Source organism: Streptomyces sp. NPDC018610, assembly GCF_044391765.1.
Lineage (GTDB): Bacteria > Actinomycetota > Actinomycetes > Streptomycetales > Streptomycetaceae > Streptomyces.
Window position 1 is genome coordinate 383022 of sequence record NZ_JBISAL010000007.1, and the last position, 26071, is coordinate 409092.

At 73.3% G+C, this 26071-nt stretch carries 22 protein-coding genes; 9 read left to right on the forward strand and 13 right to left on the reverse strand.

Annotation, left to right across the window (positions count from 1 at the left end; translation table 11 throughout):
• Nucleotides 1-40 precede the first annotated feature (40 nt).
• On the forward strand, nucleotides 41-2356 hold the full coding sequence (locus ACH5A8_RS20350) for a protein kinase (protein WP_399003783.1): 2316 nt from the start codon (nucleotides 41-43) through the stop codon (nucleotides 2354-2356).
• Nucleotides 2357-2444: 88 nt separating this feature from the next.
• Here ACH5A8_RS20350 and ACH5A8_RS20355 read toward each other — a convergent pair whose 3' ends face one another.
• From ACH5A8_RS20355 to ACH5A8_RS20370, 4 genes are all read right to left on the reverse strand, one after another.
• Nucleotides 2445-3962, reverse strand: a complete 1518-nt coding sequence (locus tag ACH5A8_RS20355; protein WP_399003784.1) for an ATP-binding protein — start codon at nucleotides 3960-3962, stop codon at nucleotides 2445-2447.
• Nucleotides 3963-4673, reverse strand: coding sequence for a response regulator transcription factor (locus ACH5A8_RS20360; RefSeq protein ID WP_399003966.1), 711 nt, complete (start codon nucleotides 4671-4673; stop codon nucleotides 3963-3965).
• Between the two features lie 180 nt (nucleotides 4674-4853).
• Nucleotides 4854-5462 carry an FMN reductase gene (locus tag ACH5A8_RS20365; RefSeq protein ID WP_399003786.1) on the reverse strand — a complete coding sequence of 203 codons (609 nt, stop codon included), beginning with the start codon at nucleotides 5460-5462 and terminating at the stop codon, nucleotides 4854-4856.
• Nucleotides 5459-6568: an LLM class flavin-dependent oxidoreductase gene (locus ACH5A8_RS20370; protein WP_399003788.1), complete on the reverse strand. Its 1110-nt coding sequence runs from the start codon at nucleotides 6566-6568 to the stop codon at nucleotides 5459-5461. Before ACH5A8_RS20370 ends, ACH5A8_RS20365 begins: the two co-directional genes overlap by 4 nt.
• Before the next feature lie 309 nt (nucleotides 6569-6877).
• On the opposite strand from ACH5A8_RS20370, the gene ACH5A8_RS20375 reads away from it, so the two are divergent.
• Genes ACH5A8_RS20375 through ACH5A8_RS20385 form a run of 3 tightly spaced genes read left to right on the forward strand, consistent with a single transcriptional unit; the run spans nucleotide 6878 to nucleotide 8212 of the window.
• Nucleotides 6878-7219, forward strand: a complete 342-nt coding sequence (locus ACH5A8_RS20375) for a YnfA family protein (protein WP_399003790.1) — start codon at nucleotides 6878-6880, stop codon at nucleotides 7217-7219.
• A 52-nt stretch (nucleotides 7220-7271) separates the two neighbouring features.
• Nucleotides 7272-8048, forward strand: coding sequence for an SDR family NAD(P)-dependent oxidoreductase (locus ACH5A8_RS20380; protein ID WP_399003792.1), 777 nt, complete (start codon nucleotides 7272-7274; stop codon nucleotides 8046-8048).
• A 5-nt stretch (nucleotides 8049-8053) separates the two neighbouring features.
• Nucleotides 8054-8212 (forward strand): hypothetical protein, encoded by a 159-nt coding sequence (locus tag ACH5A8_RS20385; RefSeq protein ID WP_399003794.1) that lies wholly within the window; start codon nucleotides 8054-8056, stop codon nucleotides 8210-8212.
• A gap of 18 nt (nucleotides 8213-8230) precedes the next feature.
• Here ACH5A8_RS20385 and ACH5A8_RS20390 read toward each other — a convergent pair whose 3' ends face one another.
• Nucleotides 8231-9424: an RtcB family protein gene (locus tag ACH5A8_RS20390; RefSeq protein WP_399003796.1), complete on the reverse strand. Its 1194-nt coding sequence runs from the start codon at nucleotides 9422-9424 to the stop codon at nucleotides 8231-8233.
• Between the two features lie 195 nt (nucleotides 9425-9619).
• Between ACH5A8_RS20390 and ACH5A8_RS20395 the strand changes: the two genes are divergently transcribed.
• The 3 genes from ACH5A8_RS20395 to ACH5A8_RS20405 all read left to right on the forward strand — a co-directional run bounded on the left by ACH5A8_RS20395 (nucleotide 9620) and on the right by ACH5A8_RS20405 (nucleotide 12997).
• Entirely contained in the window at nucleotides 9620-10486 is an 867-nt protein-coding gene (locus ACH5A8_RS20395; RefSeq protein ID WP_399003798.1) for a DUF3558 domain-containing protein, read from the forward strand.
• 142 nt (nucleotides 10487-10628) lie between these two features.
• The gene (locus tag ACH5A8_RS20400) at nucleotides 10629-11555 is read left to right on the forward strand and encodes a DUF3558 domain-containing protein (protein ID WP_399003800.1); all 927 of its coding nucleotides are present in this window, start codon (nucleotides 10629-10631) and stop codon (nucleotides 11553-11555) included.
• A 128-nt stretch (nucleotides 11556-11683) separates the two neighbouring features.
• On the forward strand, nucleotides 11684-12997 hold the full coding sequence (locus tag ACH5A8_RS20405) for a DUF2637 domain-containing protein (RefSeq protein ID WP_399003802.1): 1314 nt from the start codon (nucleotides 11684-11686) through the stop codon (nucleotides 12995-12997).
• A gap of 71 nt (nucleotides 12998-13068) precedes the next feature.
• On the opposite strand, the gene lysS is transcribed toward ACH5A8_RS20405, so the two are convergent.
• Entirely contained in the window at nucleotides 13069-14811 is a 1743-nt protein-coding gene (gene lysS / locus ACH5A8_RS20410) for a lysine--tRNA ligase (RefSeq protein ID WP_399003804.1), read from the reverse strand.
• A gap of 229 nt (nucleotides 14812-15040) precedes the next feature.
• Between lysS and argS the strand changes: the two genes are divergently transcribed.
• Complete coding sequence (gene argS, locus ACH5A8_RS20415; RefSeq protein WP_399003806.1) at nucleotides 15041-16813, forward strand: arginine--tRNA ligase; 1773 nt, start codon at nucleotides 15041-15043, stop codon at nucleotides 16811-16813.
• A gap of 154 nt (nucleotides 16814-16967) precedes the next feature.
• A complete protein-coding gene (locus ACH5A8_RS20420; RefSeq protein WP_399003808.1) occupies nucleotides 16968-17753 on the forward strand; it encodes a DUF4253 domain-containing protein in 786 nt (261 codons plus the stop codon).
• Nucleotides 17754-17774: 21 nt separating this feature from the next.
• Here ACH5A8_RS20420 and ACH5A8_RS20425 read toward each other — a convergent pair whose 3' ends face one another.
• From ACH5A8_RS20425 to ACH5A8_RS20455, 7 genes are all read right to left on the reverse strand, one after another.
• Nucleotides 17775-18002: a DUF6059 family protein gene (locus ACH5A8_RS20425; protein ID WP_399003810.1), complete on the reverse strand. Its 228-nt coding sequence runs from the start codon at nucleotides 18000-18002 to the stop codon at nucleotides 17775-17777.
• Nucleotides 18003-18011: 9 nt separating this feature from the next.
• Nucleotides 18012-19823, reverse strand: coding sequence for an acyltransferase domain-containing protein (locus ACH5A8_RS20430; RefSeq protein WP_399003812.1), 1812 nt, complete (start codon nucleotides 19821-19823; stop codon nucleotides 18012-18014).
• 330 nt (nucleotides 19824-20153) lie between these two features.
• Nucleotides 20154-20423 carry an acyl carrier protein gene (locus ACH5A8_RS20435; RefSeq protein ID WP_399003814.1) on the reverse strand — a complete coding sequence of 90 codons (270 nt, stop codon included), beginning with the start codon at nucleotides 20421-20423 and terminating at the stop codon, nucleotides 20154-20156.
• A 204-nt stretch (nucleotides 20424-20627) separates the two neighbouring features.
• The gene (locus ACH5A8_RS20440) at nucleotides 20628-21848 is read right to left on the reverse strand and encodes a ketosynthase chain-length factor (RefSeq protein WP_399003816.1); all 1221 of its coding nucleotides are present in this window, start codon (nucleotides 21846-21848) and stop codon (nucleotides 20628-20630) included.
• Nucleotides 21845-23110 (reverse strand): beta-ketoacyl-[acyl-carrier-protein] synthase family protein, encoded by a 1266-nt coding sequence (locus ACH5A8_RS20445; RefSeq protein ID WP_399003818.1) that lies wholly within the window; start codon nucleotides 23108-23110, stop codon nucleotides 21845-21847. The genes ACH5A8_RS20440 and ACH5A8_RS20445 overlap by 4 nt, the downstream gene beginning before the upstream one ends.
• Nucleotides 23111-23377: 267 nt before the next feature.
• Nucleotides 23378-25030 (reverse strand): acyl-CoA carboxylase subunit beta, encoded by a 1653-nt coding sequence (locus tag ACH5A8_RS20450; protein ID WP_399003820.1) that lies wholly within the window; start codon nucleotides 25028-25030, stop codon nucleotides 23378-23380.
• A gap of 43 nt (nucleotides 25031-25073) precedes the next feature.
• Nucleotides 25074-25868 (reverse strand): BTAD domain-containing putative transcriptional regulator, encoded by a 795-nt coding sequence (locus ACH5A8_RS20455; protein ID WP_399003968.1) that lies wholly within the window; start codon nucleotides 25866-25868, stop codon nucleotides 25074-25076.
• Nucleotides 25869-26071 lie beyond the last annotated feature (203 nt).

The window sequence follows — 26071 nt, forward strand, 5'->3', positions numbered from 1 at the left end:
TCGGTGACAGGGCATTCGCCGCTTCGGTAGCCTGCCGGGCATGACGGGGACCGGGGGAAACGGGAACACGCCGAGGACCGGACAGCGGCACACCGGACAGCAGCCCGAAGAAACGGCGGAGGCCGGCGAGCCCGGGCCGGACGGACCGGAGCGACACGGGCCGGACGAGCGACACGGGCCGGACGGACCGGACCAGCGGCGCGGGCCGGACGGACCGGACCAGCGGCGCGGGCCGGACGGACCGGACCAGCGGCGCGGGCCGGACGGACCGGACGAGCGACACGGGCCGGACGGACCGGACCAGCGACACGGGCCGGACGGGGGCGGCGGGGACGGGCGGCCGTTCGACCTGAGCGGCAGCGGCGCCGAGCCGCTGAACCCGGACGATCCGCGCCGGATCGGTTCCATCCCGCTGGTGGGACGACTCGGTTCGGGCGGCATGGGCCGCGTCTTCCTGGGCGTGCACGCGGGGCGGTACGCGGCCGTCAAGCAGGTGCTCCCGCTGCTCGCGGAGGACCAGGGCTTCTTACGGCACTTCGGCCACGAACTCGACAACCTCACCCGGCTGCCCGCCGACGCCACCGCCCCGCTGCTCGCCAGCGACCGCGAGGCGAAGCCGCCCTGGCTGGCCACCGCCTACGTCCCCGGCCTCACCCTGAACGAGGCCGTCGACCTGCACGGCGAGGGGCTGCCCGGCGAGGCGCTGTGGCTGCTGCTGCGGGAGGCCGCCTCGGCCCTGCGCGCGGTGCACGACCTGGACATGGTGCACCGGGACCTCAAGCCGTCGAACGTCATGCTGACCCTCGACGGCCTCACCCTCATCGACTTCGGCGTCGCCCGCGCGGCCGACCAGAGCCGGCTGACCAAGACCGGCATGGTGGTCGGCACCCCCGCCTACATGTCACCCGAACAGGCCTCCGGATCACGGGCGTTGACGGGCGCGACGGACGTGTTCGCCCTGGGTTCGCTGATCGCCTGCGCCGCGAGCGGCCACTCGCCCTTCGGTGAGGGCGCGGGGCTCGACCTCCTCTACCGCATCGTCCACGACGAGCCCGACCTCCAGCCGCTCCGCGACCGCGACCCCGGCCTCGCCGAGGTCGTCGCGTCCTGTCTGGAGAAGGCCCCCGGGGCCCGCCCGACCGCGGCCGAACTGGCCGCGCTCGCCGGGGAGAGGGGCCCGGCCACGAGGCCGTTGTGGCCGGCCGCCGTCACCGCGCGGCTGTCCGAGAGGGCGGCGTTCGCGGCCACCGTCCCGCCCGCCGACGTACTGAAGGCCACGCTGCCGGGCGAGGCCGCCGTACTCGCTGGCGAGAACCCTGAGTCGGCCCCCCGGCCGGGCGCGGGACCGGCCGCGGAGCCGACGCCGGAGCCGGACGACGGGGCCGGTTCCGGGTCGCGACCGCGCTCCGGGGGCTCCGGGAAGCGGACCGCCCCCGGCGACGGCACCCCGGCGAAGCGTTCCGCCGGCCGGCACAGGCGCCGCCGCGTGCTGTTCGCCGTCGTGCCGATCGTCATCGTGGCCGGTGCGACCACCGCGATCCAACTGCTCCCCTACTCCTCCAAGTCCGGCGCCCAGGCGAACCCGTCCGTCTCCGCGTCCGTCTCCGGGGACGCCCGGGCCACCGCGCCCACCGCCTCCGCGACGACGTCCCGCGGCCCGGGGCAACCCACACCGGCCGGTTCCGCCTCGCCCGGCAAGGGCCGCACGTCGTCGAAGGGCCCCGGCGCCCAGCCGGACGGCGCCGCGTCGGCGCGCGCGGACGGCGGCCCGGGTCCGGGCTCCCCCGCCGGGTCGGGCGGTTCGCACGGCTCCGGGGGCGGATCGGGCTCCGGCTCGGGCGCGGCCGGGGGTTCCCACACGGGCTCCGGATCGGGGTCGGGCAGCGGGTCCGGGTCCGGCAGCGGATCGGGATCGGGGTCCGGCTCGGGGACCGGGTCCGGGTCGAAGTCCGGCGGTCCCTCGGGCGGGGGCGGCACCTCCCAGCCGCCGTCCTCCGGCGGAACGTCCTCCTACAAGAACGGCGACACCGGTGCGTGCCTGACCGCCCAGTACATGGCCGCGTCCACCGGTGACTGCGCGGGCTCGACCGCCTCGTGGACGAGGAAAAGCGCCTCCGGCGGCGCGTTCCAGCTGGTCAACAAGCAGAGCGGCCAGTGTCTGAGTGCGAACTTCAGCGGGCAGAACGTGCTCGTGGGCACCTGCGACGGCCAGAGTCCGCGGCTGTGGCGGGCGGGTTCCGGCAGCACCCTCGTCAGCGTCTTCAACGGCGGCTGCCTGGACATCGGTTTCGGCGGCAACGTGTCGGCGACGCCCTGCTCGACCGGGAAGGCCTCCCAGCGCTGGGCGAGGCTGTAGCCGCCGCGCGGCGGGCCCGGACGCGAAGCACTTCGCTCCCGCCGCGCCCCTCGGCGCCCGCCATGCCCCGCGTCGCCCGCCGCGCCCCTCAGCTGCCGCCGTGCGCCCCGCCACCCTCCTGGTAGCCGCGCTCATGACCGGCCCCATGACCGTGGCCGTGGCCGTGACCGTGGCCGTGACCGTGGCCGCGCTCCCGCTCCGCCCCCACCGTGAACCCGATCACCGCTCCCCCGCCGGGGCGCCGGGAGGCGAACGGGGCGCCCCCGTGAGCCGTCGCCACCTCCCGCACGATGGACAGGCCGAGTCCGGAGCCGGGCAGCGAGCGGGCGTCGGCGGCGCGGTAGAAGCGGTCGAAGACGCGGATCAGATCGCCTTCGGCGATGCCGGGGCCGCGGTCGAGGACCTCGACGCGCACGGTGCCCGGCCGGGCCGGGCCCGAGACGGCGATCTCGATGGGCGCGGTGCCGCCGCGGTCGAACTTCGCGGCGTTCTCGACGAGGTTGGACAGGGCCCGCTGGAGCAACCCCGCCCGGCCGTCCACGGTCGTGTCGCCGCTCGCGCGGACCACGATGTCGCGTCCGGTGCGGCGGCGGGCGAGACCCGCCACGTCCTCGGCGATGTCGGCGACGTCGACCTGTTGCGGCGGCTCGGAGTCGGACTGGCCGGCCGCGAGGTCGACCAGCTCGTTGACCAGGTCGGTGAGCTCGCGCGCCTCCTGGGTGAGGTCGGCGACGAGTTCCTCGCGGCTGCCGGGCGGCAGCTCGTCGATGCGGCGCAGCAGCGAGATGTTCGTGCGCAGCGAGGTGAGCGGGGTGCGCAGTTCGTGGCCCGCGTCCTGGACCAGGCGGCGCTGGTCCTCCTCGGACTGGGCGAGCCGGCCCAGCATCCGGTCGAAGGAGCGGCCGAGGCGGCCCACCTCGTCGTGGCCGGTGACGGGGACGTCGACGCCGAGCCGCCGGGTGCGGGCGACGTCCTCGGCGGCGGCGGTCAGGATGCGCAGCCGCCGGGTGATGCGGCGGGCCAGCCACCAGCCGCACAGGCCGGCGGCGACGACCACGGCGCCCATCAGGATCAGCGTCCGCTGCTGGAGCGCGTGCAGCAGGTCCTCGGTGTCGCTGAACTCCTGGGCGATCTGCACGGCGCCGCGGCCGTCGCCGAGGGCGACGGTGGCGACGCGGTACACGTCGTCGGCGACGGCCACGTCCTGGTACTCGACGGTCTTCCCGGCGGTGGCGGCGGCCGCCACGGTCCGGTCGCGGCCGGTGACGGGCAGCGGGGGGCTGCCGCGGTCCACGACCTGGCCCCGGGCGCCGAGCACCTGGACGTCGGTGCGGTTGGGCCGGACGACCTCGTGCCCGGGGCGGGAGGAGATGAAGTCCTCGGGCGTGCGGTCGTAGCGCCGCACCTCGTCCTGGACGTCCTGCACGACCTGGGTGAACACCGACTGCTGGTCCACCCGCACCAGCCGGGCGGCGGAGTTGTACGACAGGATGCCGACGACGACGGTGACGGCGGCGGTGACCAGGGCGAACGTCACCGCGAAGGTCGTCCGCAGCGACGACAGCCCCGGCCGCGGCCGGTCCAGCAGCCGCGCGAGACGGCCCACTCAGTCCTCCCGCAGCACGTAACCCACGCCGCGGACGGTGTGGATCAGCTGCGGCGCGTCCGGCTCGTCGAGCTTGCGGCGCAGATAGCCGACGTAGACGGCGAGGTTCTTGGAGCCGGGTCCGAAGTCGTAGCCCCAGATGCGGTCGTAGATGGTGGAGTGGTCGAGGACTATGCCGGCGTTGCGGACCAGCAGTTCGAGGAGTTCGAACTCGGTGCGGGTCAGTTCCAGCTCGCGGGCGCCGCGCCACACCCGGCGGGCCTGGAGGTCCATGCGGATCCCGGCGGCCTCGATCTGCCGCTCGGGCAGCTGCGGGTCCCTGGCCGGTACGTCCTCGGCGGGGCCGGCGGCGACCGGGCTGGTGCGGCGCAGCAGGGCGCGCAGCCGGGCGAAGACCTCCTCGACGTCGAACGGCTTGACGACGTAGTCGTCGGCGCCGGCGTCCAGACCGGCGATGCGGTCGGCGGTCTCCACCAGGGCGGTGAGCATGAGGATCGGGGTGCGGTCGCCCTCGGCGCGCAGCACCCGGCAGACCTGGAGTCCGTCGATGCCCGGCATCATCACGTCGAGGACGAGGACGTCCGGCGGAGTGCGGTGGGCCTGGGCGAGCGCCTCGACGCCGTCGGCGACCGCGGTCACCTCGTAGCCCTCCAGGGTCAGCGCCCGTTCCAGGGCGTGGCGGATGGCGCGGTCGTCTTCGGCGAGCAGCACAGTCTGGGGCACGCGCCCAGTCTGCCAAGGCCAGGGCGTCGCGGCCGGGGCGAGCGGGTGTGCGATCGCCCTTTTTACCCGGCTCTCACCGTGCCGGCGGCAACGGGGGACGGACGCCTGCCGTCCCCCCGCCGCCGTGGGGCCGCTCCCCCGCCGCCGGGGGCCGCGCTCGGCCGCGGATCAGGTGCGCAGGGCCGCCAGCTGCTCCTCGAACGGCACCACCGTGAAGCCGTCGGCCTCGCGGCGGGCCGCCGGGGGCCGCGCGGACAGTCCCGTCATCAGCGCCGCCAGTTCCCCGGCGGCCCGCTCGACGCGCTCGGGCAGCCCCTCCGCGCCCCAGTCCTCCGAGGCGGCGTAGACGCCGGTGGGGACGACCACGGCCCGCAGGTAGGCGAACAGGGGGCGCAGGGCGTGTTCCAGGACGAGCGAGTGACGGGCGGTGCCGCCGGTCGCGGCGACCAGCACCGGCTTGCCCGCCAGGGCGTCCTTGTCCCGCGCCCCGAGCACGTCGAAGAAGGACTTGAACAGTCCGCTGTACGACGCGGAGAACACCGGGGTGACGACGATCAGCCCGTCCGCCTCGGTCACCGCGTCCAGCGCGGTGGCCAGGGCGGGGCCGGGGAAACCGTTGGTGAGGTTGTGCGCGATCTCCACGGCGAGGTCGCGCACCTCGATCACCTGGATCTCGGCGCCGGTGCGGGCGGCGGTCGCGGCGGCCAGCCGGTCGCCGAGCAGCCGGGTGGAGGACGGGACGCTCAGCCCCGCCGACACGACGACGAGCTTGTTCATACGGTGCTCACCTCTTCCTCCGCCTTGTGGTCCTGGTCCCGCGCGGCCAGCAGGGACGCGTGGGTGGGGGCGTCCGGCACGTCGGCCGGACGGTTCTTGGCGAACTCCTCTCGCAGCACCGGCACGACCTGCTCGCCGAGGATGTCGAGCTGTTCGAGGACGGTCTTCAGCGGCAGGCCGGCGTGGTCCATCAGGAACAGCTGGCGCTGGTAGTCGCCGGCGTAGTCGCGGAAGGACAGCGTCTTCTCGATGACCTGCTGCGGGGAGCCGACGGTCAGCGGGGTCTGGGCGGTGAAGTCCTCCAGGGAGGGCCCGTGGCCGTAGACCGGGGCGTTGTCGAAGTAGGGGCGGAACTCGCGCACCGCGTCCTGGCTGTTCTTCCGCATGAACACCTGGCCGCCCAGGCCCACGATCGCCTGTTCGGGGGTGCCGTGCCCGTAGTGGGCCCAGCGGTTGCGGAACAGCTCGATCATGCGCTTGGTGTGGTCGGCGGGCCAGAAGATGTTGTTGTGGAAGAAGCCGTCGCCGTAGTACGCGGCCTGCTCGGCGATCTCCGGGGAGCGGATGGAGCCGTGCCAGACGAACGGCGGCACGCCGTCCAGCGGGCGGGGCGTGGAGGTGAAGCCCTGGAGCGGGGTGCGGAACTTGCCCTCCCAGTCCACGACGTCCTCACGCCACAGCCGGTGCAGCAGGACGTAGTTCTCGATGGCGAGGTTGATGCCCTGGCGGATGTCCTTGCCGAACCAGGGGTAGACCGGTCCGGTGTTGCCGCGGCCCATCATCAGGTCCACCCGGCCGTCCGCGAGCTGCTGGAGCATCGCGAAGTCCTCGGCGATCTTCACCGGGTCGTTGGTGGTGATCAGGGTGGTCGAGGTGGACAGGACCAGCCGCTCGGTGCGGGCGGCTATGTAGCCGAGCATGGTGGTCGGGGAGGACGGCACGAACGGCGGGTTGTGGTGCTCGCCGGTCGCGAAGACGTCCAGGCCGACTTCCTCCGCCTTCAGCGCGATCGCGACCATGGCCTTGATGCGCTCGCGCTCGGTCGGGGTCCGGCCGGTGGTGGGGTCCGGCGTGACGTCGCCGACGCTGAAGATCCCGAACTGCATGGTCGCTCATCCTCCAGGTTGTTGACGGTTCAACTATACCCGTGGAACCGTCCCCCTCCCGCAGGTATTCCGCACCCGCCGCGGACCGGTCCCCGGAGCCGTGACACCACCGGGACCGCACCGCCGCACGCGCCGGGATCGCGCCACCGCACCGCCCGGGCCGCACCGCCGCACGCGCCGGGATCGCACCGCGGCACGGACCGCCGGGGCGCGCAGCCGCACGGACCACCTGGGCCGCACCACTCCAGCCGCCCCGCCCGGACCGCACCGCCCGCCCGCCCCGCCCGGGCCACGTGCGAAGCTGCTCGCATGCCGTCGGTCCTGCGCTCCGCCGCCCTCTTCGTCGTCGCCGCCCTGTTCGAGATCGGCGGCGCCTGGCTGGTCTGGCAGGGCGTGCGCGAGCACCGCGGCTGGCTGTGGGCGGCCGGCGGCGTCCTCGCCCTCGGCGCGTACGGCTTCGTCGCCACCTTCCAGCCCGACGCCCACTTCGGCCGCATCCTCGCCGCCTACGGCGGGATCTTCGTCGCCGGTTCGATCCTGTGGGGCGCGATCGCCGACGGCTACCGCCCCGACCGCTGGGACGTGGCCGGCGCGCTGGTGTGCCTGGCCGGCATGGCGCTGATCATGTGGGCGCCGAGGAACGGCGGCTGACGTTCGCCTACGCTGGTCGGAGCCGAGCCTACGAACCCTCCCAGGAGCAGCCATGGCCACCGCCGCACCGTCCGCCGCCTCCCGCATCGCCGTCGTCACCGGTGCGAGCAGCGGCATCGGCGCCGCCACGGCCCGCCGGCTGGCCGCCGCCGGCTACCGGGTGGTGCTGACCGCCCGCCGCAAGGACCGCATCGAGGCGCTCGCCGAGGAGATCGGCGCGGCCGGCCACTCGGCCACGGCCTACCAGCTGGACGTCACCGACCGCGCGGCCGTCGACGAGTTCGCCTCCGCCTTCACGACGGTCGGCGTCCTGGTCAACAACGCGGGCGGCGCGCTCGGCGCCGACCCCGTCGCCACCGGCGACCCGGCCGACTGGCGCACGATGTACGAGACGAACGTCATCGGCACCCTGAACCTCACCCAGGCCCTGCTGCCCAAGCTGGCCGCGAGCGGCGACGGCACGGTGGTGGTCGTCTCCTCGACGGCCGGCCACGGCACGTACGAGGGCGGCGCGGGCTACGTCGCCGCCAAGCACGGCGCCCACGTCCTCGCCGAGACCCTGCGCCTGGAGATCGTCGGGCAGCCGGTCCGCGTCATCGAGATCGCGCCCGGCATGGTCCGCACGGAGGAGTTCGCGCTGACCCGCTTCGGCGGCGACGCGGAGAAGGCCGCGAAGGTCTACGAGGGCGTGGCCGAGCCGCTGACCGCGGACGACGTGGCGGAGACCATCGCCTGGGCGGTGACCCGGCCCAGCCACGTCAACATCGACCTGCTCGTGGTGCGCCCGCGCGCCCAGGCGTCCAACACCAAGGTCCACCGGGAGCGCTGAGGACGATGGCGGCGGACGACGACCCCGGACGGACGGCCGAACGCGAGCGCCTCGCCCTGGAGAAGAAGCGCGAGCGCTACGTCTGGTACTACCTGGGGTACTTCCTCTTCGGCATCCACATCGTGGCGTTCGTCATGATCTACGCGGTACGCCACGCGAAGTGAGGCGGCCGGGCGGACCGTTCAGCCCTTCACGCAGACGAACTGCTTCAGCTTCGCCACGACCTCGACGAGGTCCCGCTGCTGGTCGATGACCTGGTCGATCGGCTTGTAGGCGCCCGGGATCTCGTCGACCACGCCGGAGTCCTTGCGGCACTCCACGCCCCGCGTCTGCTCCTCCAGGTCCTTCGTGGAGAAGCGGCGCTTGGCGGCGTTGCGGCTCATGCGGCGGCCGGCGCCGTGCGAGGCTGAGTTGAAGGACTTCTCGTTGCCGAGGCCCTTCACGATGTACGAGCCCGTGCCCATCGAGCCGGGGATGATCCCGTAGTCGCCGGAGCCCGCGCGGATCGCGCCCTTGCGAGTGACCAGCAGGTCCATGCCGTCGTAACGCTCCTCGGCCACGTAGTTGTGGTGGCAGGAGATCTCCTGCTCGAAGACCGGCTTCGCCTTCTTGAACTCCTTGCGGACCACGTCCTTCAGGAGCGCCATCATCAGCGTGCGGTTGTACTTGGCGTACTCCTGCGCCCAGAACAGGTCATTGCGGTAGGCCGCCATCTGCGGGGTGTCGGAGACGAAGACGGCGAGGTCGCGGTCGACCAGGCCCTGGTTGTGCGGCAGCTTCTGGGCGACGCCGATGTGGTGCTCGGCGAGCTCCTTGCCGATGTTGCGGGAGCCGGAGTGGAGCATCAGCCACACGGCGCCGGTCTCGTCCGTGCACAACTCCACGAAGTGGTTTCCCGAGCCCAGCGTCCCCATCTGCTTGGTCGCCCGCTCCTGACGGAACCGCACGGCCTCCGCCACCTGGTCGAAGCGCCCCCAGAAGCCGTCCCACCCGGAGGTCGCGAGCCCGTGGAACCGGCCCGGGTCGACGGGGTCGTCGTGCATCCCCCGGCCCACCGGGATGGCCTGCTCGATCTTCGAGCGCAGTCGGGACAGGTCGCCCGGCAGGTCGTTCGCGGTCAGTGACGTCTTCACGGCCGACATCCCGCAGCCGATGTCGACGCCCACCGCCGCCGGGCACACCGCGCCCCGCATCGCGATGACCGAGCCGACCGTCGCGCCCTTGCCGTAGTGCACGTCCGGCATGACGGCGAGGCCCTTGATCCAGGGCAGCGTCGCGACGTTCTGCAACTGCCGCAGCGCCACATCCTCGACGGCCGCCGGGTCGGTCCACATGCGGATCGGCACTTTCGCGCCCGGCATCTCCACGTACGACATGACGTTCCCATTCCCCCGTGAAACAGACAGAAATCGCAAAAAGTACGAATCGCAATACCGGCGCCAGGGTCGACGAAACAGGACATCGGACCGGCGTCCACGGCAGTGCGTGCGATAGACATTGTCTCCAGGAGACGCCCCCGCCCGGCAAGCGAATAACCGGCGGGGACAGGAAGAGGCGAGAGGAGCCTGCCCGTGCTGCGGAAGGCGTACGTATCCGGCGCGGCCGCGTTCCTCGCGGCGCTGCTGCTGGCCGGCTGCACCGGCGGCTCGTCGGACGGCGGCCGGGCGGACGACTCCAACCCCGACGGCTCCGGGACCACCGCCGTCGCGGCCCAGCCGGGCAAGTACCGCACGCTGCCCGAAGCCTGCGGCGCGGTCGGGCACGACACCCTCGACTCGCTGCTGCCCGGCATCAAGCAGCTCACGGACCTGGACCAGCGGGACAAGGCCTACGAGGGCGAGGCCACGCTCACCTACGACACCGACCGCAAGGTCGGCTGCCGCTGGAAGGTGGACGCCACGGACGCCACCGACCGCCTCTACGTCGACTTCGAGCGGGTCGTCTCCTACGACAACTCGGTGAGCGACGACAGCCAGGCGGAGTCGGTGTTCGCCACCAAGCGGACCGCCGCGGACCTGCCCGCGCCCGCCACGACCGCCACGACCACCGCGTCCGGCTCGGGGCCGGTCACCGGCGCCGGGGGCGGCGCTCCCTCCGCCACCTCCTCCGCCGGTTCCTCCTCCGGGGCGCCCACCCCTTCCTCCTCCGCGTCCTCGGCCCCCTCCGCGCCCGCCACCGCCACCGACGACTCCGCCGACCTCCAGCCCCGCCTCCTGGACGACCTGGGCGACGAGGCGTTCCTCGACGACGCGCTCAGCGGCTCCGGTTCGACGGCCAAGCAGCGCACCGTGACTGTGGCGTTCCGCACGTCGAACGTGATCGTGACCATCCAGTACGAGGAGCAGCCGGCCGCCGTCGGCGTGCTGCCGGACAGCAAGGAAATGCAGGACAAGGCCCGGAATCTGGCGGCGCGTCTGGCGGACTCGCTGGGCGGTTGACGTCTGCCGCACGGCACTTGGCGCGGCGGCGGAAAGCCGGTGAAGCAGAAACACACGTCTGTTCCACCGCGTACCGTGGCCCCTCGGACCCGATCCCCGACCGCAGGAACCACGAGCCACCAGCGTCATGAGTGAAGGAACCATGCAGCGAGCAGCCCAGCGAGCCCCGCACAGTCCGCGAGCGAAGCGCCTGAACCGCGTCCTTGTCTGCGCGGCGGCCGTCCCCGTACTGTTCCTGGCCGCCGCCTGCTCCTCGGACTCCGGCTCCGACTCCGGCTCCGGTGACGGCGCGAAGGCGAGCGCGTCGGCCGGCGCCTCGGCGTCGTCGAGCCCGAGCGCCTCGCCGACGGTGGCGGCGGCGAAGTACGCCAGGCTTCCGGAGGCGTGCAAGGCCCTGGCCGGCAAGACGGTGGACGACCTGGTGCCCAAGGGCGCGAAGTCCGCCAAGAAGGGCTCCTCCAGCGATGTCTCCTCGCGCACCAGCTGCTCGTGGAACGGCCTGGACAACAACGGCGTGAAGGGCTCCCAGTACCGCTGGCTGAACGTGTCCCTGCTGCGCTTCGACTCCGACGCCTCGCGCGGCTCGGGCGCGGACCAGGCGCGGGCGTACTACCGCGACCAGGTGCAGGACGCCCAGGCGGTGACCGGCGCGAAGAACGTGAAGACGCAAGGGGTGTCCGGGACCGGCGACGAGGCGACGCTGGTGCGCTACGACCTGAAGAAGAAGGAAGGCGCCTTCAAGCAGCAGACGGTCGTGGCCCGGGTCGAGAACGTGGTGCTCACGCTGGACTACAACGGCGCCGGTCTGGCCGGCGACAAGAGTCCCGACGCGGACGACCTGGTGAAGGCCGCCGAGAAGGCCGCCAAGGAAGTGGTGGCCTCGGTGGCGAAGGCGAACGGGGACACGGCGTCCGGCGCGCCGGACGCCTCGCCGTCGGCCTCGAAGACGGCCGGCAAGTCCGCCTCCCCGTCGGCCTCGGCCGCCAAGGCGGGCAAGTCGGCCGGCGCCTCCCCGTCGGCCTCCAGGTCCGCGTCGGACGCCGCGACCAAGGACGCCGGCAACAGTTGACCGTCGCGCGCCGCCCGGGCCGCGCCCCCGCGGCCGGGCGGTGGGGCATCCAGATCCGGCCACCCGTTCACCGGACAGATGTGCCACTCTGTTGCGCGCAACAACACGCAAGGGGAGGGGAGTGACGAGTGGCCGCGCCACTGCAGCTGACTCGCATGCACCGGGTGCTCATCGGCGTGGTCGTGACCGGCGCCGTGATCATCGCCGGTATCGGCTTCGCGGGTTCGTACGCGGCCGTGCGCGAACTGGCCCTGAAGAAGGGCTTCGGCAACTTCGCCTACGTCTTCCCGGTCGGCATCGACGCGGGCATCTGTGTCCTGCTCGCCCTGGACCTGCTGCTGACCTGGATCCGGATCCCCTTCCCGCTGCTGCGCCAGACGGCGTGGGTGCTGACGGCGGCGACGATCGCGTTCAACGGCGCCGCCGCCTGGCCGGACCCGCTGGGCGTCGGCATGCACGCGGTGATCCCGGTGCTGTTCGTGGTCGCCGTGGAGGCGGCCCGGCACGCGGTCGGCCGCATAGCCGACATCACGGCCGACAAGCACATGGAGGGCGTCCGTCTCACCCGCTGGCTGCTCTCCCCGCTGCCGACCTTCCTGCTGTGGCGCCGGATGAAGCTGTGGGAGCTGCGCTCCTACGACCAGGTCATCAAACTGGAGCAGGAGCGGCTGGTCTACCAGGCGCGGCTGCGGTCCCGGTTCGGCCGGGCCTGGCGGCGCAAGGCCCCGGTGGAGTCGCTGATGCCGCTGCGGCTGGCCCGCTACGGCGTGCCGCTGGCCCAGACCGCCTCGGCCGGTCTGGCGGCGGCGGGCATCGAGCCGGCGCTGCTGCCGCCTGCGGCGCCGGTGGAGGTGACCGCAGGCGCCCCGGCCGCGGCGGCCGTGCCCGCCGCCCGGCAGCAGGCCCCGGCCGCCGGACAGCGCCCCGAGCTCGCCGGCCGCCCGGACGCGGCCCGGCCGCAGGCGTCCGCCGCCGGGCCGGAACCCGAGCCCGAGCCGGACGAGAGCCCGTGGTTCAACACCGCGCGCCGGATCGAGTACCACGGCGGCTACGACCCCACCTACGACCCGGCCGAGCAGTACGCGTCCTGGTACGAGGAGCAGCGGCAGGCCGAGCAGTACCGGGACCAGTACGAGGAGGAGCCGCCGGCGCAGGAGCCCTCCCCCGAGGAGACCGGCAGCTTCCCCATCCCGGTGGTGCCGGGCGGCCGTACCCGTGAGCTGGGCGAGGGCGGCGGCACGCCGGACGCGGAGCCCGGCGAGGAGGACTACTACCAGGTCTTCCGCAAGTCGATCGACGGCAGCTACCCCACGGCCGCGCAGTTCGCGGACGCGGTGGAGGCGACGTACGGCATCGCGCTGGCGCAGCCCGAGGCCGCGCACATGGTCGACCTCTTCACCAAGCGCTTCAACGCGCAGCTGGAGGAGGACCACATCGCGTAGGCGGTACGCGGACGACGGAAGGGGGCGCCCGGTGATCACCGGGCGCCCCCTTCTCGTACTACCGCGGCCGCTTACTCCCCGAGCAGGGTGCGGACCCGGTCCTGGCCCACCGCGAGCAGCAGGGTGGGCAGGCGCGGGCCGGTGTCGCGGCCGACGAGCAGGTGGTAGAGCAGCGCGAAGAAGGTCCGCTGGGCGGTCTTGATCTCCGGCGGCAGCTCCTTGGGCGTGGCGTCGGCGGAGAACCCGGCCTGGACCTTGGGCACGCCGTAGACGAGGTGGGTCAGGCCGTCCAGCGACCAGTGGTCGGCGAGCCCGTCGAGCAGCAGCCGCACCGACTGGCGGGAGGCGTCGTCCAGCGACTTCAGCAGCTCGCTGTCGGGCTCGTCGCGGACGATGGTGCGCTGGTCGGCGGGGACGTGGGTGTTGATCCACGCCTCGGCCTTGTCGTACCGCGGCCGGGCCTCGTCCAGCGAGCCCAGCGGGTCGGCCGGGTCCAGCTCGGACAGGATCCGCAGCGCCTGGTCCTGGTGGCCGGCGGTGATGTCGGCGACCGAGGCGAGCGTGCGGTACGGCAGCGGGCGGACTGTCTTCGGCAGCTCGCCGGCGGCGGTGCCCACGGCCCGCGTCCAGGCGGCCACGTCACCGGGGAGCGCGGAGCCCTCGGCGACCTTGGCGGCGAGCTTGTCCCACTCGTCGTACAGCCGCTGGATCTCCTGGTCGAAGGCGATCTTGAAGGACTGGTTGGGCCGGCGGCGGGCGTAGAGCCAGCGCAGGATCTGCGGCTCCATGATCTTCAGCGCGTCGGCGGGCGTGGGGACGCCGCCGCGCGAGGAGGACATCTTGGCCATGCCGGAGATGCCGACGAAGGCGTACATCGGGCCGATGGGCTGCTGCCCGCCGAAGATGCCGACGATCTGGCCGCCGACCTGGAAGCTGGAGCCGGGCGAGGAGTGGTCGACGCCGGACGGCTCGAAGATCACGCCCTCGTAGGCCCAGCGCATCGGCCAGTCGACCTTCCAGACCAGCTTGCCGCGGTTGAACTCCTCCAGCCGCACGGTCTCCGAGAAGGCGCACACGGTACAGGTGTACGTCAGCTCGGTGGAGTCGTCGTCGTAGGCGGTGACGGTGGTGAGGTCCTTCTCGCAGTTGCCGCAGTACGGCTTGTACGGGAAGTAGCCGGCGGAGCCGGAGCTGCCGTCGTCCTCGGCGGCGGCGCCGGAGCCCTCGGCGGCCTCCAGCTCGGCCTCGTCGAGGGGCTTCTGCTGCTGCTTCTTGGCCGGGGCCTTCTTGGTGCGGTACTGGGCGAGGATCGCGTCGATGTCGCCGCGGTGCCGCATCGCGTGCAGGATCTGCTCGCGGTAGACGCCGGAGGTGTACTGCTCGGTCTGGCTGATGCCGTCGAACTCCACGCCGAGCTCGGCCAGCGACTCGACCATGGCGGCCTTGAAGTGCTCCGCCCAGTTCGCGTACGCCGAGCCCTTGGGGGCGGGGACGGAGGTCAGCGGCTTGCCGATGTGCTCGGCCCACGACTCGTCGACGCCGCTGATCCCGGCCGGGACCTTGCGGTAGCGGTCGTAGTCGTCCCAGGAGATCAGGTGCCGCACCTGGTGTCCCCGGCGGCGGATCTCGTCGGCGACGAGGTGCGGGGTCATGACCTCGCGCAGGTTGCCGAGGTGGATGGGGCCGGACGGCGACAGCCCGGACGCGACGACGACCGGTTTGTTCGGGGCCCGACGCTCCGATTCCTCGATGACGTCATCCGCGAAACGGGAGACCCAGTCGGTGGTCTCGGTGCTCTGAGCCACGATCGGCACGTCCTCTTTCCCTGAAGTTCCCTGAAGCTCTTCGTGCGCAGCCGGTGCGGTCGCACCGCTGACCGCTCCATTGTCCCAGGCCGGGCGGTATCCACGAAAACGCCTTTTCACCGCGTTGGACGGCGTCGCGCGCCCGGGGGTTGGCCCGCCGACCGGAAAATTCGCTTTGCCCCGCGTGGGATACTGGGCGGGACTATCCATCCGCACGAGGAGAACGGCACCCCTTCCTATGGCCTCGGTCCAGTCCCTCACGTCCGCCGTCCATCAGCGCCTCGCGAACGCTCTCTCGGCCGCCCTGCCGGAGACCGCCGACGCGGACCCGCTGCTGCGACGAAGCGACCGGGCGGACTTCCAGGCCAACGGGATCCTCGCGCTGGCGAAGAAGGCCAAGGCGAACCCGAGGGAGCTGGCGACCCAGGTCGTCGCGCAGGTCACGGCCGGTGACCTGATCCAGGACATCGAGGTGTCCGGCCCCGGCTTCCTCAACATCACGGTCTCCGACCGGGCGATCGTGGAGAACCTGGCCGCGCGCGCCACCGACCCGGCCGGCCGGCTCGGCGTGCCGCAGGCCGACCGCCCGGGCACGACGGTGATCGACTACGCCCAGCCGAACGTGGCGAAGGAGATGCACGTCGGCCACCTGCGCTCGGCGGTGATCGGCGACGCGCTGGTCAAGCTCCTGGAGTTCACCGGCGAGAACGTGGTGCGCCGCCACCACATCGGCGACTGGGGCACCCAGTTCGGCATGCTCATCCAGTACCTGGACGAGCACCCGCACGAGCTGGACCACAAGGCGTCCGAGGTGAGCGGCGAGGAGGCGATGTCGAACCTCGACCGTCTCTACAAGGCCGCGCGGAAGCTGTTCGACTCCGACGAGGAGTTCAAGACCCGTGCCCGGCGCCGGGTGGTCGACCTCCAGGCGGGCGACGAGAAGACCGTCGCCATGTGGCAGAAGTTCGTCGACGAGTCGAAGATCTACTTCTTCTCCGTCTTCGAGAAGCTCGACATGGAGGTCCGGGACCCGGACATCGTCGGCGAGTCGGGCTACAACCACATGCTCGCCGAGACCTGCCGACTGCTGGAGGAGTCCGGCGTCGCGGTCCGCTCCGAGGGCGCCCTGTGCGTCTTCTTCGACGACATCAAGGGCCCGGACGGCAACCCGGTCCCGCTGATCGTCCAGAAGTCCGACGGCGGCTACGGTTACGCGGCCACCGACCTGTCCGCGATCCGCGACCGCGTCTTCGACCTGAAGGCGGACACCCTGCTGTACGTGGTGGACGCCCGCCAGTCCCTGCACTTCAAGATGGTCTTCGAGACGGCGCGCCGGGCGGGCTGGCTGGGTGACGACGTCACCGCCTACCAGCTGGCGTTCGGCACGGTGCTCGGCAAGGACGGCAAGCCGTTCAAGACCCGCGCGGGCGAGACGGTCAAGCTCCAGGACCTGCTGGACGAGGCGGTCGACCGGGCCACGACCGTGGTGCGCGAGAAGGCCGAGAAGGTGGGCCTGAGCGAGGACGAGATCGTCGAGAACGGCCGCTACGTCGGCATCGGCGCCGTGAAGTACGCGGACCTGTCGACCTCGGCCGTGCGGGACTACAAGTTCGACCTGGACCAGATGGTCTCGCTCAACGGCGACACCTCGGTCTACCTCCAGTACGCCTACGCCCGTATCCAGTCCATCCTGCGCAAGGCCGGCGAGGCGCGTCCGGCGGCCCACCCCGAGCTGGAGCTGGCCCCGGCGGAGCGGGCGCTGGGTCTCCAGCTGGACCAGTTCGGCGAGACGGTGCTGGAGGTCGCGGCCTCCTACGAGCCGCACAAGCTGGCGGCGTACCTGTACCACCTGGCCTCGCTGCTGACGACGTTCTACGACCAGTGCCAGGTGCTGTCCGCCGACAACCCGGCGGAGGTCGTCGAGAACCGCCTCTTCCTGGTCGACCTCACCGCCCGCACCCTCCACCAGGGCATGGCCCTCCTGGGCATCCGGACGCCTGAGCGGCTCTGAGGCACAGCCCTCATGGTCTGCGGGGACCGCCCCGCAGACCATGAGAGGACCTGCCGCCCGAGCCGGGCCCCGACCCCGCGCGGCCACCCCTTTCGGCCCGCCGCACGCCCTCTTGGGTGACCCGTTGTCAGTGGCCGGCCCTACAGTCACCGGCATGGCGACTCTTCCGAACCCGCTGCCCAAGCTGGTGGCCGATCCGAGTGGGCGTTCGCTCGGGTTGCAGCTGCCGCCCGGTGTTCTGCTCGATGCCACGGAGGGCGGGCCGTGGCACGAGCCGCTGCTCTGGTACGCCGGGCGGGCGGTGTCCCCCGGCAACTGGGCGGCGCTGGGCGCGCCCGCCGCCCGGGTGGGGCTGCTGCCGGTGCTCGTGGACCTGGGGGGTGGTCAGGGCGGGCCCGAGGGGTGGGAGTTGATGCCCGGGGAGGTGTCGTACCCGGGGGACCACGACGCCGAGGACGTGCTGGCGGAGTACTGGGACGACGTCGCCCACGAGGAGTCGGGCGGCGAGCCGTGGCCGGGCCTGGCCGCGCCGCTCGCCCTCATCGCCGCCCCGGACGCCCGCGCCGCCGAGGTCGCCGACTCGCTCGCCGAGGGGCGGCCCTGGCTGAAGGACCCGCACCTCGCGCTGGCGCCCGCCCGCCGCAGCGCCGACATACCCGCCGCGATCGGCTGGAGCGGCCCGCTCAACCACGACGACGATGTGGCCCGCCTCTGCGCGGTCCTCCGCTCCTGGGAGGACCGGTTCGGCATACGGGTCGTGGCGCTGGGCTTCGACCACCTCACCGTGTCCGTGGCGGCCCCGCCGGCCACCCGCGCCGAGGCGGAGGCCATCGCCGCCGAGCACTTCGCCTTCTGCCCGGACAACGTGGACCCCGACCGGCTGGAGGCGTACGCGGACGGGCTGGTCGGCGAGCACGCCTGGCACTTCTGGTGGGACTGAGACCGCCCGGAGCCACCCGGGTCAGTGCGTCAGTTCGCGGTCCAGGAGGGCCTCCGTCGCGGTGAGGGGGATGTCGGGGCGCAGGCGCTCCGGGTGACCGGGGGGCGGGGCGTTCAGGCTGGTGCGCAGCAGGAGGGGCCAGGGGGAGCCGATCCACATCCAGCCGTGGGCGATGAGCGCGTCGGCGAAGAACCGGTAGACGACGTTCACGTACTTCATGGCGGGCTGCCGTGTCTCCTCTCGTCCCATGGCCGTGCCTCAGTGGTGCAGGGCCGGGGCGAGGGGCGGGGCGCCGGCGTCCGCCGCGGCGGGGGCGGCGGTCTCCTCGTCGCTCCACGTCCACAGGCGGGACAGGGCGACCAGGTCGACGTCGTGCCCTTCGGTCCACAGGCGGCCCGCCGCGGTGAGGACGGACTGGCGGTCCGCCTCGGCCGTGCCCGGGCGGGCCGGCAGCAGCGGCACCACCGCGCTCGCGCCCAGCCGGACCGCGCGGTGCCTGCGCGCGAACGCGGTGAGCGTCTGGCGCGGTCCCGCCTCGACCAGCAGGACGTCGTCGGTCCTGAGCAGTTCCTCCAGCGCCGTCCTGAAGTGCACGGTGTCGGTGATCTGCCGTGCCCAGAAGCGGGGGCTGCGGGCCTCGTCGGGACCCATCAGCGCGCCGGTGTACCCGGAGTACAGCGGCAGCGACGGCTCGCGCAGCGGAACGTGGCGGTAGTCCTCCTCGACGGCGTCGGACGCGGGGGCCATCGCCGGCGAGTGGAAGGGGCTGGTCGCGGGGACGGCGACGGCGACGAGGCCGTCCCCGATCAGCCGCTCCCGCACCTCGGCGAGCGGCCCGGCGCGCCCGGCCAGCATCACCTGCTGGGCGGTGTTCACCGCGGCGATGCCGACCTCGTCGGTGAGGTAGGGCCGCAGGCGCTCCTCGCCGGCCCCGACCGCGAGCATCCCGCCCTCGGGGATCCGCACGGCCTCCCGCACCCGGGACATGACCATCCCGACCGCCTCGCGCAGCGACATGACGCCGGCCAGCGCGGCCGCGACCAGTTCGCCGGCGCTGTGGCCGAGCAGGGCCGCCGGGCGGACGCCCCAGCTGAGCACGAGGCGGCCCAGGGCGTAGTCCACGGCGAACAGCAGCGGCTGCGCGCGGCGCACGTCGTCGATGCCGATGGCGGGCCGGCCGGTGGTCAGCCAGTCCCGGCGGATGCGCGGGCCCTCCTCGCCCATGTGGGACAGGGCGGCGTCGACGGCGGCGGTGAACACCGGTTCGCGGCGGTAGAGCCCGGCGGCCATGCGGTGGTGCTGCGAGCCCTGGCCGGGGAAGAGCAGGGCGACGGGGCGGGGCCGGTCGGCCCGTACCGCGGGCGCCTTGTGGACGGCTCCCGCCGCCAGGGAGGCGGTCGACACGGCGGCGCCGCGCACGGGTCCGGGGACGGTGCCGCAGGGGACGGCGGTGGGCAGGGAGGCGAAGGCCTCGCTGTGCAGGTTGCCGAGCAGGGGCAGCAGTTCGCCGCGCACCCGCGTCTCGTCGGCGCCGTCGCGGCCGGACCAGAGCAGCAGCCGGTGGCGCTGCGGGTCGGTGTCGCGGTGTCCGTGGCGCAGCGGGCGCAGGGGCGGGACGGTGTCGACGTCGACGGTGTCGTCGAGGTCCAGGACGCCGACGACGCCGTCGCCGTCCGCGACGGCCTCCGCGGCGCGCTTGACCGCGTACACGGTGATGGTGTCGGGGCCGGGGCCGTCGAAGCCGGCGACGAGGGCGAAGTCGGCGGCGCCCGCGCGCAGTTCCTCGTGGGCGCGGCGCAGGGCGCGGCCGGAGGAGGCTGTGGTGCGCACGGTGAAGCCCTCGTGCTCCGTCCCGAGGGCCGGGTCCGGGGTGGCCGAGGCGATGTGGACGACGGTGCGGGCGGGCAGGGCGGCGGGCGGCTGCCCGAAGGCGCGCAGCACAGCCGAGACGGCGGCGGGGGTCGCCGGCACTCCGGCGGGCGTCGCCGCGGCCGGTGGCCGGTGCTGCGTGGCGGCGCCGGGGCTGACGACCAGCCTCCGGATCACCGCGCTGTGCTCGGTGAGCGACATGGTTCCCTCCTCGTCGGCGCGGTCCGCCGACCGCTGGTGCGGGCTGGGGCCTTGCGTTCGGATCAGGCCGGATCCCGGATCCCGGATCCCGGACCCCGGATCACGGAGCCGGGGTCCCGGAGCCCGGATCCCGGATCCCGGAGTCCGGATCGGGGAGCGCGGCCCCGGTGGTGGAGGCGCCTTCCCCGCCGCTGGGGCGGTGGGGCTGCGGCGCCGGGGCCCGCGAGCCCGGGTGATGCGGACGGGAGGCCCTGGGGAGACGGGGGCGGCCGCCCCGCCCGGCGGGGGACTGGGGCGGGGCGGCCGCGTTCCGGTGGCGGGGCGGGGCGCTCAGGCGGCGGCCTGCCCCTCGTTGATGAGGGCGAGCAGCGCGCCGGGCGTCTCGGCGTCGACCACGGCGTCGTCCGGGATGCTGATGCCGTACTCGCGCTGTATCTGGCCGATGACCTGGAGCAGCGCCAGGGAGTCGTACCCGAGCTCCATGAACGGGGTGTCGATGACGTCACCGTCCAGGTCGATGCCCTCCTCCTCGCCGGCGCTCTCGCGGAGCATCCGGGTGAGGTCGGCCAGGGTGACGGTGGTGGTGGTCGTGGTGGTCATGTCGGTGCCGTCCTCTCGATGGAACAACTCGGATGGTGCGTTCGGGATCCCGCCGGTCCGCGTCGGGCGGCCGGCCGGAGCACGGTGGTGGGGGGATGTCTACGCGGCGGGCCGCGACCGGGCCGGGGCGCCGGGCGGGTGCGGGGCGCCGGACGGGCCGGGCGGTGTGGGGCGCCGGGCGGACGGGTCGGTGCCGCGGGCGGGTCAGCCGGCGCGGCGGACGACGAGTGCGGCGTTGAAGCCGCCGTGGCCGCGGGCCAGGACGAGCGCGGTGCGCAGCCGGGCCTCGCGGGCCTCCCCGGTGACGAGGTCGATCCCGTGGGCGGGGTCGGCCTCGCTCACGTGCGCGGTGGGCGGGATGACGCCGTCGCGCAGGGCGAGCAGGGCGGTGGCGGTGTCCAGGGCGGCGCCGCCGGCCAGCAGCCGTCCGGTCATCGTCTTGGGAGCGGTGACCGGGACGGCGCGGGGGCCGAAGAGGCCGGTCAGGGCCTGGGCCTCGGTGCGGTCGAGGTCGGGCACGCCGGAGGCGTCGGCGAAGACCACGTCGATGTCGGCGGGGGTGAGGCCCGCGTCGGCGAGCGCGTTCTCGGCGGCCTTGCGCAGGCCGGGCGGGCGGCCGGAGCCGGGCGCCGGGTCCAGGGTGGCGGCGTAGCCGGCGATCTCGCCGTAGATCCGTTCGGCGCCGCGCTCGCGGGCGGAGCGCTCGTCCTCGGCGATGAGGATGGCGCCGCCCTCGCCGGGCACGTAGCCGCCGGCGTCGGCGGCGAAGGGCAGGTAGGCGCGCCGCGGGTCGTCGACGGTGCTCATCCGGCCGGTGGCGATCTGCGGCACCCAGCCCCAGGGGCACACGGCCGCGTCGACGCCGCCGGTGATGACCGCCGGGAAGCCCTTACGCACGTGGCGGCGGGCCTGGCCGATGGCGTCGATGCCGCCGGCCTGTTCGGTGAGCAGGACGCCGCTGGGTCCGCGCAGTTTGTGCCGGATGGAGATCTGGCCGGTGTTGACGGCGTAGAACCAGGCGAAGGACTGGTAGGCGCTGACGTACTCCTTGCCCTTGCTCCAGAGGTTCTGCAGCTCGCGCTGGCCGAACTCGACGGCCCCTCCGGACGCCGAGGTGACCACGCCGATGCCGTACTCGGGCAGGACGGAGGTGTCGATGCCGGCGTCGCGCAGCGCCCAGTCGGCGGCGGTGAGGGCGAGCCGGGTCATGTGGTCGGTCTGCGGCATCAGCCGGCTGGGGATGTGCTCCTCGGCGACGTAGTCGGAGACCTCGCCCGCGATGCGGGAGGGGTACTGGGCCGCGTCGAAGCGGGTGACGGGGCCGAGGCCGGACTGTCCGGCGAGGGTCGCCTTCCAGTACTCGTCGGTGCCCAGGCCGTTGGGCGCGGCGACGCCCAGGCCCGTCACCACCGTTGGCGTGGTCATGCGACGCTCCTCTCGGGGCGGGCGAGCACCATGGCGCTCTGGAAGCCGCCGAAGCCGCTGCCCACGCTGAGGACGACGTCGGTCTGCTTCTCTCGGGCGGTCAGCGGGATGTAGTCGAGGTCGAGCTCGGGGTCGGGCTCGTGCAGGTTGGCGGTGGGCGGCAGGACGCCGTGTTCCATGGCCAGGGCGCAGGCGGCGATCTCCAGGGAGCCGATGGCGCCCAGGGAGTGCCCGATCATCGACTTGATGGAGCTGACGGGGGTCCGATAGGCGTGGTCGCCGAGGCTGCGCTTGAACGCGCCGGTCTCGTGGCGGTCGTTCATCTTGGTGCCGGACCCGTGGGCGTTGATGTAGTCGATGCTGTCGGGGGCGAGGCGGGCCTCGCCGAGGGCGACGTCGATGGCCTCGGACATCTCCCGGCCGTCCGGCTTGAGGCCGGTCATGTGGTACGCGTTGCAGCGGGAGGCGAAGCCGGCGATCTCTGCGTAGATGTGGGCGCCGCGGCGGCGGGCGCTCTCCAGCTCCTCCAGGACCAGCACGGCGGCGCCTTCGCCGAGGACGAGTCCGCTGCGGGTGCGGTCGAAGGGCCGGCAGGCGCTCTCGGGGGTGTCGTTGCGCGGGGTGGTGGCGTGGATGGCGTCGAAGCACGCGGAGGTGATCGGGGAGATCGGCGCCTCGGTGGCGCCCGCGATCATCACGTCGGTGGTGCCCTCGCGGATGAGTTCCACGGCGTGGCCGAGGGCGTCGAGTCCGGAGGTGCAGCCGGTGGAGACCACCGCGGCGGGCCCCTCGGCGCCGGCCGCGTTGCCGACCTCGGCCGCCATGGAGCTGGGCACGAAGTGGCGGTAGAGCTCGGGTACGGCGTACTCGTGGTCGACGTTCCACTTGCGGCCGCCGTCGCTGACGACGACGTACTCGCGCTCCAGGCTGGTGGTGCAGCCGACGGCGCTGCCGAGGGCGGTGCCGACGCGGGACGGGTCGTGTGCGGTGATGTCCAGTCCGCTGTCGGCGAGCGCCTCGCGGGTGGAGACGACCGCGAACTGCGCGGCCCGGTCCAGCCGCCGGGTCTCCTGGGGGCTCAGGCCCGCGGCCCGCGGGTCGAAGTCGCACTCGGCGGCGACCTGCGAGCGGAACGGGGAGGGGTCGTAGAAGCTGATCCGGCGGGTGGCGGTGCGGCCGGAGGTCAGGAGGTCCCAGTACTGCTTCACACCGACCCCGCCGGGGGCCACGACGCCCAGTCCGGTGATGGCGACTCTGCGCATGACGGCTACCTCGCCTTCGCGGGAGCGGGGTGCCGCGACGGGCACCTGCCGGATGCAACTGTGCGGGCCACTGTCGATCCCTTCGTCCGTGTCACTGCCGATTGCGCCGGTTTCGCGGTGGCCGGGTGCGCTCGGGGTGGGAGCGCCCCGGCCGACCGTCACCGGCCGGCCGCCCGCTTGTGGCGTGCCGCCGTTTTCCGGTTCCGCCATGGAACGTCTGTGTGCTCGACCGCTGCTCGCGCCGCCATGGACCGCCGCGGCGGCGCCTCACGTGGGCAGGTTGCCGTGCTTGCGGGCGGGCACCTCGGCCTTCTTGGTGCGCAGCACGGCGAGCGCGCGGATGAGGGTGTGCCGGGTGTCGCCGGGGTCGATGACGTCGTCGACGAGGCCCCGTTCGGCGGCGTAGTAGGGGTGCATGAGCTCGCTCTTGTACTCGGCGATCCGCCGGGCGCGGACGGCCTCGGGGTCGTCGGCGGCGTTGATCTCGCGGCGGAAGATGACGTTGGCCGCGCCCTCGGCGCCCATCACCGCGATCTCGTTGGTGGGCCAGGCGAAGGACAGGTCGGCGCCGATGGAGCGGGAGTCCATGACGATGTAGGCGCCGCCGTACGCCTTGCGCAGCACCAGCGAGATGCGGGGCACGGTGGCGTTGCAGTAGGCGTACAGGAGTTTGGCGCCGTGCCGGATGATGCCGTTGTGCTCCTGGTCGACGCCGGGCAGGAAGCCGGGCACGTCGACGAGGGTGACCAGGGGGATGTTGAAGGCGTCGCAGGTGGAGACGAAGCGGGCCGCCTTCTCGCTGGCGTGGATGTCGAGGACGCCGGCGAGCGCGGCGGGCTGGTTGGCGACGATGCCGACGGGCTGCCCGTCCAGCCGGGTCAGCGCGCACACGACGTTGCGCGCCCACGCCTCATGGACCTCGATGTACTCCCCGTCGTCGGCGATCTCCTCGATCACGGCGCGCATGTCGTAGGAGCGGCCGGGGTCGGCGGGCACCAGGTCGAGCAGGGCGTCGGTGCGCCGGTCGGCGGGGTCCTCGGCGCGTACGGCGGGGGGTGTCTCGCGGTTGTTGGACGGCAGCAGCGACAGCAGGAAGCGCACGTCCTCCAGGCAGGTGGTCTCGTCGTCGTGGGCGAAGTGGCAGACGCCGGAGGTGGTGGCGTGCACGTCGGCGCCGCCGAGGCCGTTGTGGGTGATCCGCTCGCCGGTGACGGCCTGGACGACGTCGGGGCCGGTGATGAACATCTGCGCGGTGTCGCGGACCATGAACACGAAGTCGGTGAGGGCGGGCGAGTACGCGGCTCCCCCGGCGCACGGTCCGAGCATCACGCTGATCTGCGGGATGACTCCGGAGGCGGCCACGTTGCGGCGGAAGATGCCGCCGTAGCCGGCGAGCGCCGTGACGCCCTCCTGGATCCGGGCCCCGGCGCCGTCGTTGAGGCTGACCAGCGGGGCTCCCGCGGCCTGGGCGAGGTCCATGACCTTGTGGACCTTGGCGGCGTGGGCCTCGCCGAGGGCTCCCGCGAAGACGCGGAAGTCGTGGGCGTAGGCGAACACGGTGCGGCCGTGGACCAGTCCCCAGCCGATGACGACGCCGTCGCCGTGCGGCTTCCTGTCCTCCAGGCCGAAGCCGGTGGCGCGGTGCCGGCGCAGCGGTTCCAGTTCGGTGAACGTCCCGTCGTCGAAGAGGAGTTCGAGGCGTTCGTAGGGGGTGAGCTTGTTCTTGGCGTGCTGGCGCCGGGTCGCCTCGGGGTCGGGGCCCCGGCCGACCTCCTCCTTCAGCCGCCGCAGTTCGGCGGCGGCGCGGCGCAGGTCCGGCGCGGCGGGCCCGGTGGGTCCGGCGGGCGCGGCGGGCGCGGCGGGCGCGTCGGGTTCGGCTGAGGTGTCCGGTGTGACCGTCAGGTCGTCGAGGATCGTCATCGGCCGAACGTAGGTACGGCGGCTCGAAAGGTGCTGGAGCAGCTCAGCCGTTCGCCGGAACCGGGAGTTCCAGTGCCGGGTCGGCGGACAGCACGGCCTGGTGCAGGCGCTGCAGGCGCATCGAGGGCTCCAGGCCGAGTTCCTCGATGAGCGTCTCGCGCAGCCGCTGGTAGGCGTCGAGTGCGCGCCAGGCGGCGCCGGAGCGGTGCAGGGCCGTCATCAGCTGGGCGCAGAAGTTCTCGTGCATGGGGTGCTGGGTGGCCAGGACGCGCAGCTCGGGCACGATCTCGGTGTGCCGGCCCAGGTTCAGGTCGGCGTCGATGCGGCGCTCCAGGGCCGCCATGCGGTCCTCCTCCAGCCGCAGCACCTCCAGCTCCAGCACGGAGCCGACGCGGACGTCCACCAGGGCGGGGCCCTGCCACATCCGCAGCGCCCGGCCCAGCAGGTCGGAGGCGGCCCGGTGGTCGCCGGCCTCGTGCGCGGCCCGGCCGGAGGCGGCGAGGTGGGTGAACTCCTGGCTGTCGACCTGTCCCGGCTGCACCTGGAGCAGGTAGCCGCCGTGCCGGGTGACCAGGACGTCCTTGGCCTGCCGGGTCGGATCGCCGTCCAGGGCCTGGGTTATGCGGCGGCGCAGCTGGAGGATGTAGGTCTGCAGCGTGGTGGCCGCGCTGCGGGGTATGTTCTCGCCCCAGATCTCCATCATGAGCGTGGGCACGGTCACCACGCGCTCGGCCTGCAGTGCGAGCAGGGCCAGGATCTGGCGGGGCTTGGCCGCGGTGGGAACGACCGACACGCCGTTCTCGCGGGCCGTCAGCGGTCCGAGGACCTTGATCTCCATGTGGGTCAGCCCCTTCGTGTGCTCGTACGGCCGGCCCTGCTGGGTCCGGCCCATGGCTTTCGAAGTACTGACCGAGCCTGACACCAGGGGGATTGGAGTCCCAGTGAGCGGGTCACGAGGACGGGCGTGAAAATGTCATGCCGTCCTAGTGAGGACGGCACTGGGCCCTCTCCCGGCCGGTCCAGCAGAATCCGTTCCCTCGG